This window comes from Pseudomonas pudica (genome assembly GCF_015680405.1).
GTDB classification, from domain to species: Bacteria; Pseudomonadota; Gammaproteobacteria; order Pseudomonadales; family Pseudomonadaceae; genus Aquipseudomonas; species Aquipseudomonas pudica.
The window spans coordinates 107,502-122,135 of record NZ_JADLJS010000007.1 but is presented as its reverse complement, the minus strand read 5'-3'; the positions used below and the strand labels follow the sequence as shown (position 1 = coordinate 122,135).

The following is a 14,634-nucleotide window of genomic DNA, read 5'->3' as shown; positions in this document are numbered from 1 at the left end:
AGTGTCCTCGCAAGTGCAGTGTGTGGTTTGGCTTGCGCGTCACGCTCCTGCCGGGTTGGCAAGGGCCGTGCGCGGCTGTTCAGCGGCCTGGTCGTTTGTACCCAGGGTGTGCTGCTTAGCCAGTTGTAGATCCATGTATTCGTAAGCAATCCGTATCGCCTGGTCGGTGTCGAATGCATCTCCCGACAGGGCACCACGCAGCCACAAGCCGTCGATCAAGGCTGCCAGGCCGCGGGCTGCCTTGCGCGCATGGTAGAGCGGCAGGGCGCGGCGGAACTGGCAACACAGGTTGGAATACAAGCGGTGGTCGTTGATCCGCTGCAACCTGTGCAAATCGGGCTGGTGCATGCTGGAAGCCCAGAAGGCCAACCAGGTTTTCATCGCCGGGCCGTTCACCTGGCTGGCATCGAAGTTGCCCTCGATGATCACTTTCAGGTGGGCGCGCGGGCTGTCGTCCGTCAGGGCCTGGCGACGTGCTCTAACGCCTTCGTTGAGCATGTTCATGATGTAACCCATCGTCGCTGCGATCAGGCCGTTCTTGTCCCGAAAGTAGTGACTGATGATGCCGTTCGACACACCGGCCAAACGGGCAATCAGCGCAATGCTGGCGTCGCCCAGTCCGACCTGATCGACCGCCTGCAACGTGGCTTCGATCAACTGCTGGCGGCGGATGGGTTGCATACCGACCTTGGGCATCTTGCTATCTCCTCAGGCCTGCGAGCAGACGACGGGCGGCTGACTCGGCGAAGGCCAGTCTATTTTGTTTTGATTGAACGTTCAATCAATAAAGAATAAGCTCTGCGACAATTTGTGCCATTGACAGTTTTTCAGGCGGTCGAGAAGGCACGGATTGACACCCCAGGAAATCGCGTAACCCCCGGAATACAAGGCGTTGACGGGCATGAGCGATGCGAAATGCAGATTCTGCCGTGCGGTCATGGACCCTGCGGCGGGCCCTTGGAGCGGGCGGGGTGATCTGTGACGAATGCGCGCACCTCAGCGAAGGTGTGGCATTTGCAGCAGGCCACCTGTCTGTTTTTTTGCAACGTATCGATTCGGGATCACGGTTTCCAGGGTGCTTTTATAACACCTGATGCAGTGGGGATATTCCACCAATTGCTCGGGAAAGACTGATTAGCCTCCACAGCCGCACTGCCCGGAGCATTCGTGCAATGAGTTCTGCCTCACTTACCAACCCTCCGGCCGAGAGGGTACGGGTCAACCGCGTGGTGTTCTTCACCTCCGCGCTGATGATCCTCGTTCTGACTGCCTTGCTTATCGCTGTACCCGAAACCGCCGGCCAAGTGCTGGGCGTGGCCCAGAAATGGCTGACGCGCACCTTCGGCTGGTACTACATGCTGGTAATCGGCGGTTACCTGCTGTTCGTCATCTACCTGGCCTTTTCCGACTACGGCAAGCTCAAGCTTGGTGGCAAGGATGACCAGCCCGACTTCAGCTATGGCGCTTGGGCCGGCATGCTGTTCTCCTCCGGTATCGGCATTTCGCTGCTGTACTTCGGCGCCTCCGAGCCACTGGACCACTACTTCAATCCACCGGAAGGTACTTCTGCCAGCCTCGACGCAGCGCGCCAGGGCCTGCAGCTGACCTTCCTGCACTGGGGCCTGCATGGCTGGGCGATCTACGCCCTGGTCGGCCTGGCCGTGGGTTACTTCGCCTACCGCCACAACCAGCCGCTGGCCCTGCGTTCGGCACTGTACCCGCTGGTGGGTGAGCGTTGGGTCAAGGGCGCTGCCGGCAATGCCGTGGACATCTTCGGCATGTTCGTCACCCTGCTGGGCCTGGTGACCAACCTGGGCATCGGCTCGATGCAGGTAGCCTCTGGCCTGGAATACCTTTTCGGCATGGACCACAGCAAGACCAACCTGCTGGTGGTGATCCTGGTCATGGCCGGTGTTGCTACCGTGGCGGCGGTCTCGGGTGTGGAAAACGGCATTCGCCGCCTGTCCAACCTGAACATCGTACTGTTCAGCGGCCTGTTGATCTTCGTCCTGCTGGGCGGCGAAACCCTGCACCTGCTCAACGGCTTCGTGCAGAACATCGGTGACTACCTCAACGGTATCGTGCTGAAAACCTTCGACCTTTATGTGTATGAAGGCGAAGCCGGCAAGTCCGAGCGCTGGCTGGGCCTGTGGACCGTGTTCTACTGGGCCTGGTGGATCTCCTGGGGCCCGTTCGTCGGCATGTTCATTGCCCGTATCTCCAAGGGCCGCACCGTGCGTCAACTGGTCAGCGGCGTGTTGCTGATCCCGCTGGGCTTCACCCTGGCCTGGCTGTCGATCTTCGGCAACACCGCGCTGGACCTGGTGATCAACCAGGGCGCCGTGGAGCTGGGCAAGACCGCCCTGGAACAGCCGTCGATGTCGATCTACCAGCTGCTGGAATACTTCCCGGCGGCCAAGATCGTGATCGGTGTAGCGGTGTTCGTCGGCTTCGTGCTGTTCCTCACACCGGCCGACTCCGGTGCGGTGATGATGGCCAACCTGTCGTGCAAAGGCGGCAAGGTCGACGAAGACGCCCCGCACTGGATGGTGGTGTTCTGGTCGGTGGTCATCACCCTGGTCACCATCGGCCTGCTGTTCGCCGGTAACTTCGAAGCCATGCAGACCATGGTTGTGCTCGCGGGCCTGCCGTTCTCGGTGGTGCTGGTGCTGTTCATGTTCGGCCTGTACAAGGCCATGAAACAGGACGTGGCGGTGGAGCAGGAGCGTGCCGAGTTGGCCGCCCGCGGCCGTCGTGGCTTCAGCGAGCGCCTGACCCAGCTGGAACTGCAGCCGACCCAGGCCGTGGTGCAGCGTTTCATGGACAAGCAGGTCAGCCCGGCGCTGAAAGAAGCCGCCGCGCAGTTGCAGACCCTGGGCTTCGAGGTGGAAACCCGGGTTGGCCAGTCGCGCAACATGATGGGCCTGCGGGTGATGATGGAAGAGGGCAACCCGTTCGTCTATGAAGTGAGCCTGGACGGCTACCTGGCCGCGCCGAGCGAAGCACCGGTGGAAGGCGAGCCGGAAGTGCGCCAGCGCTTCTATCGTGCCGAGGTGTACCTGCACGATGGCAGCCAGGAGTACGACCTGATGGGCTTTGCGCCAGAGCAGATCGTGCGTGATGTACTGGACCAGTTCGAAAGCCACCGCCAGTTGCTGGGGCGTGTGTACAGCTGATTCTTGAGCGATGAGGAGGCCCTGCAAGACGCAGGGCCTTTTTCATTGGCAAGCAATAATTAGCCCGGGTGTCGGACAAGTTTGCTGCAGCCTGCCGGTTTTCTTCCGGAGGCATGCTTCATGAAACGTTCCACATTCGATTTTCAGTACGCCGCAGCCAGTCAGTTCAGTGATCGGCCGACATTGCGGCAGGTGACCAGCGAGAAGCTGTGGACCGTGCTGCTGGGGAAGCTGCCCTGGCTTGAGTATGTGAAGCCGGCGCTGTCCAACGCCGACCCTCTCATGCTGGATAGTCCCGATCCCAGCACGCCTTATTGGACTACCCAACCGCTGGTTGATCGTGTGCTCCAGGCACTGCTCGAAGCAAAGTCGCTGGACATCGAGCCTGTCGGTGAGCGACATCACAATCTTGCACTGACTTCCTCATACCGTTTCCCAGGCTCGGACAGCGCGTTCGATACCCGTCAACTGAGCGGCATTTCTGATGCACTCGAAGAGCTGGTACAACAACTGCCAAGGCTTTTCTGCGAGGCGCAGCTCAAATACTGGAATGCCAAGGGCAGCGCAGGAGTCAGCCGTGATCAGTGGCTGCAACTACTGCTGAGGACTGCACTGTTGCGTGGCCTGCCTCTGCAAGGATTGGATGCTCAGGAGCAGGCGTGCATTCGCGGCTTGATCCGCGGAGGAGCTGCCCAGCCTTCGGTTTACTTCGTGAAAGCCAGCCTGACCTGTGGGTCGATGCAATACGACCAGGTGCTCAGTCACCTGTTGGTCACTGGCGACTACGATGAGCGGCAGGTGGTGCTGTGGTGCGCACCGTCCGGTATCACGCGCAGCTTCGCTTCCTTGGCTGATTTCGGTGACGCGTTGAGGGGCGAACTGGCGCGGCACTACAGTTTTCAAAGCCTGTCGTGGACGCGTCAGCCGGTCGAGGGCAACGTCTTTGCCCAGCAGGTTTCGCTGCTGCTTGAGTCCATGTTCCAGTCTTTCGAACTGTTGCGCTTCAGTGGCTTGTCCGATGTGGCGGCAATGGAGAGGCGTTTCGCCGACCTGAGCGACCCGGCAGCCTGGTTCGTACGCTACGAGGACGACACGCCACCCGCCATGGCCCCGCCAGGGCTCAGAGCCAGTGCCCCGCAGGACAGCTTTGCCTGTCGCGCCGCGTTGTTGCAGCTCGCCCTTGACCAGCTGGATGCCGGGGGTGTTTCGGTGCTGGACGGCATCCAGTCGTTGACGGCATTTACCGCACAGCAATTGGGCGAGCAGATGAAAAAGGAGTATGGGGACGAAACCTCTCCAGATCACTTGCTCCTCGACCTGTACATCGCCCGGGGTGTGCCTGGCGGTGCTGCGACAGGTGCTGGCGGTGGCGAGTCGCTGGCGTTCGTGGGTACGAAGTCGCTTACCGAATTCGCTATCGGCAACCTTGCTTCGCTCAAGGGCGCGTACATCAAACAGGTCCGCCATAAGAAAGGCATCACTCCACCGAAGTGGCTGGATGCCGATGCAGCGAAGCGACTGGTCACCCAGGTCGACATTGGTGGCCGTTACCCGGCCTATGTTGCCGAACAGTTCGATGACAAGACCATGCGTGCCGAGCGCGTTGTGCGTTTTGCCAGGGAGTGGCGAAGCGCGTTTCTTTCCAGTGCCCTTGCGGCCAGGCTAGACGCGAAAGTCTCCGAGGTAGGTCTACAGTGCGTGGTTGATTTTTGCGCAGGTCATCAGGACCCTTTGGTTCCGCGCATGTCATTGATCCCCCTGGCTTTCAGGCGCAGTCGTCATTCGCGTAAGAAAGACGCTGTGCGCGGCATGTACTTGCTGTTCTGCGCCGAGCCGGCAAAGGTTCTGTTGTACCGCCCGCTATATCGACAGGACACGGTTCGCGACTACGCAAGCCTTGAGGCCTTGCTTGCACATATCCGTGAGTCGGCTCTGTTTCAGGAAAGCATTCTTGACTGGATCGATCCGGCCGCGCGCGACGTATATGCAGAGGGCGGGTTCAGTGAGCCACACATTGTGAGCATTGGTATCGACCCTTATGCGCTGCCGGCCCAGCCGGAGCCGGCGATGCTCGACCTGGAACTGTGGCGCAACGACGTTGATGAAAAAATCTACCAGGCCAATCGAGACCTGCTGGTCGAGCTGGCCGGCCTGGAATCGGTATCTGACGCCGAGAGCCGCTGGCAGCTTTTGTGCGAAGGCGCTTGGCTGTTGTTCGATGTGGTAACCCAGGCGATACGCGGCCCGGTCGCTTCAGTGGCCTGGTTAGTACAGTTTCTGGCTTCGCTGCAACACGATCTGGCCGCATTGGAGCAGGGTGGTGAGTTCGATCGATCCGCCGCAGTGGCCGACATGTTGCTCAACCTTGGAATGGCGCTGCTGCATGCCCATCAGCCGAAGCTGGAGACTGCCCCCGCAAGGCTGTTGCCAGAGGTTTCACTGTTCGAAGGGCCTGACCGGCAAAGCGGCGCGTTCACCGAGCTTGCTATCGAGGTGCGCGAAGAGCCGGAAGGCAAACTGGGCGAGCCAGGCAGCCAGGTGCTGGATTTTTCCTGGCGCGGCCAGCAAGGGTTCAACTGGCTGCCCGCGCAACAGCGGCAGAGGTTGCAAGCCATGCGCTCAAGCGTCTCGGTCAATGGGTTGAACCCCTTGTCAGTGGGTGATGGTGAAGGTCTGTACCAGATCGATGGAAACTACTACGCGGCTATGGCTGGTGACCTCTATGGCGTGGAGTTGCTGGCTGATGGAGTTCGGGTGGTCGATGCGACTGGCGGTTACGGGCCTTGGCTGGCATTTGTCGATGGGGCTTGGCAGGTGGATACGAAACTGCGCCTTGCGGGAGGCGCTCCCAGCCCCAGGACATCGGTATCGGGCCGATTCAAGAAACTGTACGACCGCGTCGGCCAGCTGGATGTGGAAATCTTAAAATTGAAATCGACAGTTCGGACAACCACCGAGCAGATAAAGGTTTTGTACCAGAGCCTTACCAAAATAGACGCGTTGAAGGTAAAGACGCAGGAGGATGTGAATTCGGCTCCGGCAGGTACCGATACGAAAGCACTCCGGTCACTGACCGCGCGGTATGAGCAACGAGCGATGGAAGTGCGGGAAAACATCGCCCAGCACCGAGAGCAAATCGCTTTGCTGATTGAAGAAGCCATTGGCAACGAAGACGAACAGCTAAAGCTGTTGATCACGATGGCAGAGCCCAAATATGCCACGCAACGCCGAAAGGATGGGTTGGATGAGCCTGTCGTCATGCTTGAAGAGAGTGCTCGCATAGAGCTGATTCGCGATTGCGAGTTCGTTTACAAGGAGCTGAGTGATCTGACGGACTATCCGCAACTTACCGCTCTGCAGCGGGCTATGGATGCGAAGCAATTTGCTGAAGCTGGTGAACAATATGCTGCGTATCGTATCAAGCTGGAGCTTGTGGTGGAGTACCAGGACCGCATGCTCGCCATGCAAGTGCATCTGGACAATTTGCTCGCCGAGACGCCGGTTGGGCTCGTTATACCTTCCAGCCGCCCTGGCAAGGATCGCACAGTGGGGCAGTTGATCGACGAAAGGCCCTTCTCGACTGTGCAGATGCGCTTCCATCAGGCTCAGAACCTGGCTGAGCTGTCCGTGCATTTCGATGCTCCCGGCGACCTTCAGACAGTCGCCCGCTACCGGGACGAACTGGTCAGCATGGCGTTGCGCAATGCTGCAGAGGCTCATGGGGAGCTGGATTTCGCCAATCTGTCGGCAGATGACCGCATCGTGATCCTGCAAGAGGCATGGGATGAGTACTCTGCCGCACTGCTCAATAGTGCCCGCATTCTCCGCGAAGGTGGCGACCTGATCGAGCCCGCAATGCTCGAGCGGTATCGCAACCATGTAGAGCAACTGAAGGAAGATGCGGGGCAGCGGCTGGTTGCCGCGATCTCGGAGCAGGAGGGTGGAAAGGTTGCGCAAAAGCGCACGCCCTACAAGGTGTCTACCGAAGAGCAGCGAGTGGTGCGCAATCTTGCTGGGCAGTTGATGATCGGGGTAGAAAGGACGATAGGCGAAAACCAGATCGTGGAAGTGCGCGAAACCTTCAGTGAAGAAGTACTGGCCATTTTCGACCTGGTGGATGGGGAATGGCGACAGCGTGAAAGCAAGCGCCCTTCATTGGCTGACGAAGCTACTCCAACAGATCTGTCCATGTGGGTACAGGCGCTTCTGGACAAGAGCGATTCCGTGAGGGAACAGGCCAAGGACTATCTCGAACACGACATCAAAGGGACGTTGCTCAAGCAGTTGTTCGACCAGCATCTGGAAAAGCTGAATCAGGCTCTCAGTGTGGTGCGTGATGCTGGCGGAAACGACAAGCTGGTCAGGACGCTGGAACTGGAACTGGACAAGTTGGGAGCGGAGAAGAAACTGCAAATGACCACGCTCTATACCGACACAAAATATCCGTCGGCCGAAGGTTTGCAGTATCTCCATGAGGAGGGCCTGATACAGGTCGAATACCTGGAGCGGCGCACTATGCAGGATGGCAGTGCTTTTGACGAATACCGGATCCTGCGTCTACCGAGCAAGCGAAACCTCTGGGCTGCGCACTTCCATTTCCGCTCGCCAGACGCTTTTGCAGAGGATTTCACGGTGGGTCACCTCAAGACCTGGAGCCAGCGTCGTTTGAGTAGCCAGGTCGCTGCAGTCTCGGGCCAGCGGGTGCACAGGGGAAAACTCACGCTGGACCAGGCGCGGGGAATCATTCCTTTCCAGTGAGCCGATCAACGGGAGCTTTGGGGTGGTGCCTGGCATGTGCAGGCATCGTCTGATTGCCCCGCTCGGCAATCATCTGTTCCAGGCCGATCAGCTCTATGCCCTGGCGCTTCAGCCGGGGCAGCTCGCGTTCGAGTACCTCGAGGGTTTGCGGATAAGGGTGGCCGATCAGTACGGCTGAGCCTTGTTTCCGAGCAAGTTCGACCCCGAGCTGCAATTCGTTGCCAATGGCCTCGGTCGTGCGAATGTTATCCAGAAAGACATCACGGGATACTTGTGCCACGCCCTGGGCCTGAGCCTGGAATGCGGCCACCGTGGCGGCGCTGGTACGGCTGTCGACAAAGAACAGGTGCCTGCGTTGCAGGTCGGCCATCAGCATCGCCATTGCTTCGGGTTCGGCGGTCATGCGGCTGCCCATGTGGTTGTTGATGCCGACCACCCACGGCACCTGCGCCAGGGCGGCGTCCAGGCGCCGGGCCAGCTCCGGCAGAGGTGTGCCGGGGTGCCAGGCGTAAGGGCCGGTAGCCGGGTCCATTGGCATGTGCAGGATCACCGTCTTGCCGGCCTTGTGTGCCTGACGGGCGAACGTGGTGGCATGCGGGATGTCGGGCATGATCGCCATGGTCACTGGGCCGGGCAGGGCCAAGGTACGGCTGTCGCGCTCGCTGCTCTGGCCCAGGTCGTCGATGATGATGCTCATGTAGGCCTTGCCGGCCGGCGCCGCTTGCGCGACCCCGGCCATAAGGCAGAACAGCAGACAAAGCAGATACCGCATGGGGATCACTTGCCGGAGGTGATGTTCAACCCTTTGAGCAGGCTCAGTGCCTGGCTCAACTGGAAGTCGTCATCCTGCGGGCGCTCCTTGCGCTTGCCGCTGCCGGTCGGGCGATCGGCACCGCCGTTGCCGTTGCCCAGGTGGCCCTGCAGGTCGGCTTCCTTGAAGTTGTCGGTGTCGGCTTCGGCGGTGAGCTTGGCCGGGCGCACTTCGATGTCGGGTACGATGCCCTGGGCCTGGATCGAGCGGCCGTTGGGGGTGAAGTACAGCGCGGTGGTGAGCTTCAGCGCACGGTCGTTGGCCAATGGCAGCACGGTCTGCACCGAGCCCTTGCCGAAGCTGTCGGTGCCCATCAGCACGGCGCGCTTCTGGTCTTGCAGGGCGCCGGCGACAATTTCCGAGGCCGAGGCACTGCCGCCGTTGATCAGCACCACCAGTGGCACGCCGTCGCTGGCATCGGCCGGGTCGGCCGAGAAGCGCAGTTCGGAATTGGCAATGCGGCCCTTGGTGTAGACGATCAGGCCCTTGGTCAGGAAGTGGTCGGCCACTTCCACCGCCGACTGCAGCACGCCGCCCGGGTTGTTGCGCAAGTCCAGCACCACGCCGCGCAGCTTCTTGCCGTTATCCTTGCGCAGCTTGGCCAGGGCCTTGCCTACTTCGTCGCCGGTCTTGACCTGGAACTGGGTGATTCGGATGTAGCCGTAGTCGTTCTCCAGCAGCTGGCTCTTCACGCTCTTGACCTGGATGACCGCGCGGGCCAGGGTCACGTCGAAGGGGGTGCCGCCGTCGCGCACGAGGGTCAGGGTGATTTTCTCGCCGACCTTGCCGCGCATCTTGTCCACCGCCTCGGTCATGGTCTGGCCACGAGTCGGGGCGCCGTTGATCTTGACGATCAGGTCGCCGGCCTGCACGCCGGCACGCGAGGCCGGGGTGTCGTCGATCGGCGAGACCACCTTGATGAAGCCGTCTTCCTGGCCTACTTCGATGCCCAGCCCGCCGAATTCGCCGCTGGTGCTTTCCTGTAGTTCCTGGAAGTCCTCGGGGCCGAGATAGGCCGAGTGCGGGTCGAGGTTGCTGAGCATGCCCTTGATGGCATTTTCCAGCAGGGTCTTGTCGTCCACCGGCTCCACGTAGGCCGCCTTGATGCGGTCCATGACCTCGGCGAAGGTGCGCAGCTCTTCAAGCGGCAGTGGTGCCTTGGCGGTCACCTCGGTGGCCGGTACTGCGGCCGGCTTGGCCGGCTCCGCGGCAGTGGCCAGGGGCGCGCCGACCGCCAGGGCGATGGACAGGGCCAGCTGGGTGAGACGAGGCGAGTGCAGCATGTCGAACTAACTCCTGATCCTGTAAGTGCTCCCTTGGGAGCATCGGTGCAGCCTGTGGCTACCCCGTGGAAATTTGACTAGCCCCGGCACCACTGCGAAGGGTCGGTAGGCCGGCCCTGCTGGCGGATGGCGAAGTACAAGCCGGCAGCGTCCTGGCCGCCGCTGTCGCCAACGGTGGAAATGGCCTCGCCGGCCTTGACGATATCACCGGCGCTCTTGAGCAGGCTCTGGTTATGGCCGTACAGGCTCAGGTAACCGTTGCCATGGTCGAGAATGACCAGAAGCCCGGCACCGCGCAACCAGTCGGCGAACACCACACGCCCGCCGTGCACGGCACGTACCTGGGTGCCCGGGTTGGCGCTGATCATCACCCCGTCCCACTTGGCACGGGCATCGCTGCCGCGGGCATCACCGAAACGTGCCAGCAATCGACCATTGACTGGCCATGGAAGTTTTCCCCGTGCGGCAGAAAATGCGCCGCCGTAGCTCGCCCCGTCGCTGGAAACCATCGGGCCCAGGGTTGTACGGGCCTTTTTCGGTGGCTCCACCGGTTCGCGGGCGGCAGCGGCGGCCAGGGCTTCCTGCTGGCGGCGTTTTTCCGCTTCCTGCTGGGCCAGCAAGGCCTTCTTGCGCGCTTCTTCGGCCTCGCGGGCCTGGCGGGCGAGGGTTTCTTCGATGGTCTTGAGAACTTTGGACAGGTCGGCCTGATCCTGTTCACGCGATTGCAGCTTCTGGTCGCGGTCCTTCATGTCGCTGTTGAGCTTGGCCAGAACCTGCTGGCGCTTGCCGCGCTCGGTTTCCAGGGCCTGGCGGCGGCTGTCGAGGTCGGCGCGCTGGGCCAGCAGCTGTTGCTGCTGGGTAGCGATTTCCTGTTCGACGTTGGCCAGTTGGCGCAGGGTCTCGTTGAAGGTGCGCAGTTGCTCCAGGCGCGCCTTGCTCAGGTAGTCGTAGTAGGTCAGGGTGCGGGCGAACTTCTCGGGGTTCTGCTGGTTGAGCAGAAGCTTGAGGTATTCCTCGCGGCCATTCTGGTAGGCCGAACGGGCCTGGATGGCGATCAGTCGCTGTTGTTCAACGCGGGCGCTCTGGAGTTTTTTTTTCTCGGTATCAAGGCGCTCCAGCTCGCCCTCGGTCTTTTTTAGTTCTTGCTGCAGGGCCTCCACCTGCTTTTCGAGGTTGCCGATATCGGTCTCGGTGGCTTTGAGGTCCTTTTGCACGCCGGCCTTTTCTTCCTGGAGCTTGCTCAGCGTCTTCTTGAGCTCGGCAATGTCCTGGCGGGTGGCGTCCAGTTGCTGCTGGGTCTGCGCACGCTCATCGGCAAAGGCCGGGCTGAGCAGGCAAGACAGGGCTAGGAGGATCAGGGCGCGAAGCATGGGGTTTGGCGTACCAAGGATGGAGACTGGCCTAGTATGCCCGCGCGGGCGGGCAAAAAAAACGCCTCGCTGCGGGTGCAGAGGGGCGTTTGTCTGGAATTCATGTGTTATCGGGGCTGCCGTGTAGTCAATTCGCAGCACAAGGCTGCACCTGCAGGCATTGCGCGAGCCCTTTGTAGGAGCAGCCTTGTGCTGCGAATGGGCCGTAGAGCGGCCCCGATACACAGAATCAGGCGTCGACCAGGATGGAGGTGCCGGTCATTTCCACCGGCTTTTCCAGCCCCAGCAGCTTCAGCATTGTCGGCGCCACATCGGCCAGCACGCCGCCGTCACGCACTTTGACGTTGCGTTTGCCGACATAGATGAACGGCACCGGCTCGGTAGTGTGCGCAGTGTGCGCCTGGCCGGTGCACTCGTCTTCCATCTGCTCGACATTGCCGTGGTCGGCGGTGATCAGCGCTTCGCCACCGACCTTGTCCAGCGCCTCGACAATGCGCCCGACGCAGCCATCCAGGGCCTCGACGGCCTTCACCGCAGCTTCGAACACGCCGGTATGGCCGACCATGTCGCCGTTGGCGTAGTTGACCACGATCACGTCATAACGCTGCTGCTCGATGGCCTCGACGATGCGGTCGGTAACTTCCGGTGCGCTCATTTCCGGCTGCAGGTCGTACGTGGCGACCTTCGGCGACGGGATCAGGATGCGCTCTTCGCCTTCGAACGGCTCTTCGCGGCCACCAGAGAAGAAGAAGGTGACGTGGGCGTACTTCTCGGTCTCGGCGATGCGCAGCTGGGTCTTGCCGTTTTTCGCCAGGTACTCGCCCAGCACGTTGTTCAGGCTGGCCGGGGCGAAGGCGGCAGGTGCCGGGATTTTCGCCGAGTACTGGGTCAGGCCGATGTAGGCGGCCAGTTTTGGCAGGCGGGCACGCGGGAATTCGTTGAAGTCGGCTTCGACGAACACGCGCGACAGTTCGCGGGCGCGGTCGGCGCGGAAGTTCATGAAGATTACCGCGTCGCCATCTTCGACCCTGACTGCTTCACCGATGCGCGTGGCCTTGACGAACTCGTCGCTCTCGTCGCGGGCGTAGGCTGCTTCCAGGCCGGCCAGTGCGGTGTCGGCAGTGTATTCGGCAGCACTGTCGACGATCAGGTTGTAGGCGGCGCTGACGCGGTCCCAGCGGTTGTCTCGGTCCATGGCGTAGTAGCGGCCGATCAGGCTGGCGATGCGGCCCTTGCCCAGTTTGGCGAAGGTGGTGTCGAGCAGTTCGATGGACGACTGCGCGCTGCGTGGCGGAGTGTCGCGGCCGTCGAGGAAGGCGTGCAGGTAGATTTTCTGCGCACCGCGCTGCGCGGCCAGTTCGGCCATGGCCACCAGGTGGTCCTGGTGGCTGTGTACGCCGCCATCGGACAGCAGACCGAGGATATGCACGGCCTTGCCAGCACTGGCTGCCTTGTCCACGGCGCCGGTCAGTACCGGGTTTTCGAAGAACTCGCCGTCGCGGATGGCCTTGGTCACCCGGGTGAAATCCTGGTACACCACGCGGCCGGCGCCGAGGTTCATGTGACCGACTTCGGAGTTGCCCATCTGCCCGTCCGGCAGGCCGACATCCATGCCCGAGCCGGAAATGAGGCCATGCGGCTGGCTGGCGCGCAGGCGGTCATAGACCGGTGTGTTGGCGGCATAGATGGCGTTGTATTCGGGGCTTTCGCTGTGGCCGAAGCCATCCAGGATGATCAGGACCAGGGGTTTGGGCGTACTCGTCATCAATCAAACTCACGGTTGTTCAAAGATGATAAAGACACGCATTTTAGGGCAAATGCGCCACTGGCGGCGAATATTCGTCCTGTTCCCTGACCAGCGTGGCCAATGTGGCAACATGAAGGTACCTTTCCGGCCGGCCCGTCGGGCTTTGGTGGCAATAAGGGGCTGTGTATACTGGCCGGCATTTTCAATCGCGTGGAACACCCCAGATGGTTGCTAACCTGATTCAATTTGCGACAAACCACTACATCCTGGTGGCGATCTTCGTTGTTTTGCTGGTCGCATTGCTGGTCAACGAAATCCGTCGTGGTGGCCAGAGCCTGAGCAACGGCCAGCTGACTGCTCTGGTCAACGCCGAGAAAGCCCTGGTCATCGATATCCGCCCGACCAAGGAATACTCCGCCGGTCACATCGTCGGTGCGGTGAACATCCCGCAGGACAAGCTGGTCAACCGCATGAGCGAGCTGGACAAGCACAAAGAGAAGACCCTGATCGTCGTCGACTCGATGGGCCAGCAGTCCGGCACCATCTGCCGCGAATTGCTCAAGGCTGGTTACAACGCCGCCAAGCTGAGCGGTGGCGTTTCCAGCTGGAAAGCCGATAACCTCCCCCTGGTGAAGTGATATGAAGCCCGTCATCGTCTATTCCAGCGACTACTGCCCCTACTGCATGCGCGCCAAGTACCTGCTCGAGAGCAAGGGCGTGGCCTTCGAGGAAATCAAGGTCGACGGCAAGCCACAGGTTCGTGCCGAAATGAGCCAGAAGGCCGGTCGTACATCGGTGCCGCAGATCTGGATCGGCAGCACTCACGTCGGTGGATGCGATGACCTTTATGCCCTGGAGCGCGCCGGCAAGCTCGACGCGCTGCTGGCGGCCTGAATTTGCACTGCATTCAAAAACATTAGGATAAGGATCTGCCATGACTGACCAACAGACCAACGGCGCTGCTGCAGAAGACAACAGCCCTCAGTTCTCCATGCAGCGCATCTATGTGCGCGATCTGTCGTTCGAGGCCCCGAAAAGCCCGCAGATCTTCCGTCAGACCTGGGAACCGAGCGTTGCCCTGGATCTGAACACCAAGCAGAAAGCCCTGGAAGGCGACTTCCACGAGGTGGTGCTGACCCTGTCGGTTACCGTCAAGAACGGTGACGAAGTGGCCTTTATCGCTGAAGTGCAGCAGGCCGGTATCTTCCTGATCAAGAACCTGGATGCGGCTTCGATGAGCCACACCCTGGGTGCGTTCTGCCCGAATATTCTGTTCCCGTACGCCCGCGAGACCCTGGACAGCCTGGTGACCCGCGGTTCGTTCCCGGCCCTGATGCTGTCGCCGGTCAACTTCGACGCCCTGTACGCGCAGGAAATGCAGCGCATGCAGGAAGCTGGCGAAGCGCCGACTGTGCAGTAATAGCTGCGTTTGAAAAAGGGCGACTTCGGTCGCCTTTTTTTGTTGGCCTGTTCCCGCCCTATCGCCGGC

Annotated in this window: 10 protein-coding genes; 5 read left to right on the top strand and 5 right to left on the bottom strand. The window is 61.0% G+C overall.

Annotated features, from left to right (window positions below; all coding sequences use genetic code 11):
* Window positions 1-39: 39 nt before the first annotated feature.
* Window positions 40-696, bottom strand: a complete 657-nt coding sequence (gene betI, locus IRZ77_RS07885) for a transcriptional regulator BetI (protein ID WP_003259891.1) — start codon at window positions 694-696, stop codon at window positions 40-42.
* Window positions 697-1,229: 533 nt separating this feature from the next.
* On the opposite strand from betI, the gene IRZ77_RS07880 reads away from it, so the two are divergent.
* Window positions 1,230-3,176 (top strand): BCCT family transporter, encoded by a 1,947-nt coding sequence (locus IRZ77_RS07880; protein ID WP_223998156.1) that lies wholly within the window; start codon window positions 1,230-1,232, stop codon window positions 3,174-3,176.
* A 120-nt stretch (window positions 3,177-3,296) separates the two neighbouring features.
* Window positions 3,297-7,934: a dermonecrotic toxin domain-containing protein gene (locus tag IRZ77_RS07875; RefSeq protein ID WP_108480380.1), complete on the top strand. Its 4,638-nt coding sequence runs from the start codon at window positions 3,297-3,299 to the stop codon at window positions 7,932-7,934.
* On the opposite strand, the gene IRZ77_RS07870 is transcribed toward IRZ77_RS07875, so the two are convergent.
* From IRZ77_RS07870 to gpmI, 4 genes are all read right to left on the bottom strand, one after another.
* Entirely contained in the window at window positions 7,918-8,706 is a 789-nt protein-coding gene (locus IRZ77_RS07870) for a divergent polysaccharide deacetylase family protein (protein WP_196173222.1), read from the bottom strand. The genes IRZ77_RS07875 and IRZ77_RS07870 overlap by 17 nt on opposite strands.
* 5 nt (window positions 8,707-8,711) lie before the next feature.
* Window positions 8,712-10,028, bottom strand: coding sequence for a S41 family peptidase (locus IRZ77_RS07865; RefSeq protein ID WP_046613499.1), 1,317 nt, complete (start codon window positions 10,026-10,028; stop codon window positions 8,712-8,714).
* Between the two features lie 77 nt (window positions 10,029-10,105).
* Complete coding sequence (locus IRZ77_RS07860) at window positions 10,106-11,398, bottom strand: murein hydrolase activator EnvC family protein (protein ID WP_085602044.1); 1,293 nt, start codon at window positions 11,396-11,398, stop codon at window positions 10,106-10,108.
* A gap of 229 nt (window positions 11,399-11,627) precedes the next feature.
* The gene (gpmI, locus tag IRZ77_RS07855; protein ID WP_085602045.1) at window positions 11,628-13,163 is read right to left on the bottom strand and encodes a 2,3-bisphosphoglycerate-independent phosphoglycerate mutase; all 1,536 of its coding nucleotides are present in this window, start codon (window positions 13,161-13,163) and stop codon (window positions 11,628-11,630) included.
* 206 nt (window positions 13,164-13,369) lie between these two features.
* Here gpmI and IRZ77_RS07850 point away from each other — a divergent pair, with 206 nt between their 5' ends.
* The 3 genes from IRZ77_RS07850 to secB are packed head-to-tail and all read left to right on the top strand — an operon-like array spanning window position 13,370 to window position 14,565.
* Window positions 13,370-13,783: a rhodanese-like domain-containing protein gene (locus IRZ77_RS07850; protein WP_003259887.1), complete on the top strand. Its 414-nt coding sequence runs from the start codon at window positions 13,370-13,372 to the stop codon at window positions 13,781-13,783.
* Between the two features lies 1 nt (window position 13,784).
* On the top strand, window positions 13,785-14,039 hold the full coding sequence (gene grxC, locus IRZ77_RS07845; RefSeq protein ID WP_003249204.1) for a glutaredoxin 3: 255 nt from the start codon (window positions 13,785-13,787) through the stop codon (window positions 14,037-14,039).
* 40 nt (window positions 14,040-14,079) lie between these two features.
* Window positions 14,080-14,565 (top strand): protein-export chaperone SecB, encoded by a 486-nt coding sequence (secB, locus tag IRZ77_RS07840; protein ID WP_013974581.1) that lies wholly within the window; start codon window positions 14,080-14,082, stop codon window positions 14,563-14,565.
* Window positions 14,566-14,634: the final 69 nt, after the last annotated feature.

Bases quoted from the DNA above. Each gene is read 5' to 3' on its own strand.
- IRZ77_RS07870 (WP_196173222.1), bottom strand. From the start codon at position 8,706: ATGCGGTATCTGCTTTGTCTGCTGTTCTGCCTTATGGCCGGGGTCGCG.
- IRZ77_RS07860 (WP_085602044.1), bottom strand. From the start codon at position 11,398: ATGCTTCGCGCCCTGATCCTCCTAGCCCTGTCTTGCCTGCTCAGCCCG.
- IRZ77_RS07865 (WP_046613499.1), bottom strand. From the start codon at position 10,028: ATGCTGCACTCGCCTCGTCTCACCCAGCTGGCCCTGTCCATCGCCCTG.
- betI (WP_003259891.1), bottom strand. From the start codon at position 696: ATGCCCAAGGTCGGTATGCAACCCATCCGCCGCCAGCAGTTGATCGAA.
- grxC (WP_003249204.1), top strand. From the start codon at position 13,785: ATGAAGCCCGTCATCGTCTATTCCAGCGACTACTGCCCCTACTGCATG.
- secB (WP_013974581.1), top strand. From the start codon at position 14,080: ATGACTGACCAACAGACCAACGGCGCTGCTGCAGAAGACAACAGCCCT.
- IRZ77_RS07875 (WP_108480380.1), top strand. From the start codon at position 3,297: ATGAAACGTTCCACATTCGATTTTCAGTACGCCGCAGCCAGTCAGTTC.
- IRZ77_RS07850 (WP_003259887.1), top strand. From the start codon at position 13,370: ATGGTTGCTAACCTGATTCAATTTGCGACAAACCACTACATCCTGGTG.
- gpmI (WP_085602045.1), bottom strand. From the start codon at position 13,163: ATGACGAGTACGCCCAAACCCCTGGTCCTGATCATCCTGGATGGCTTC.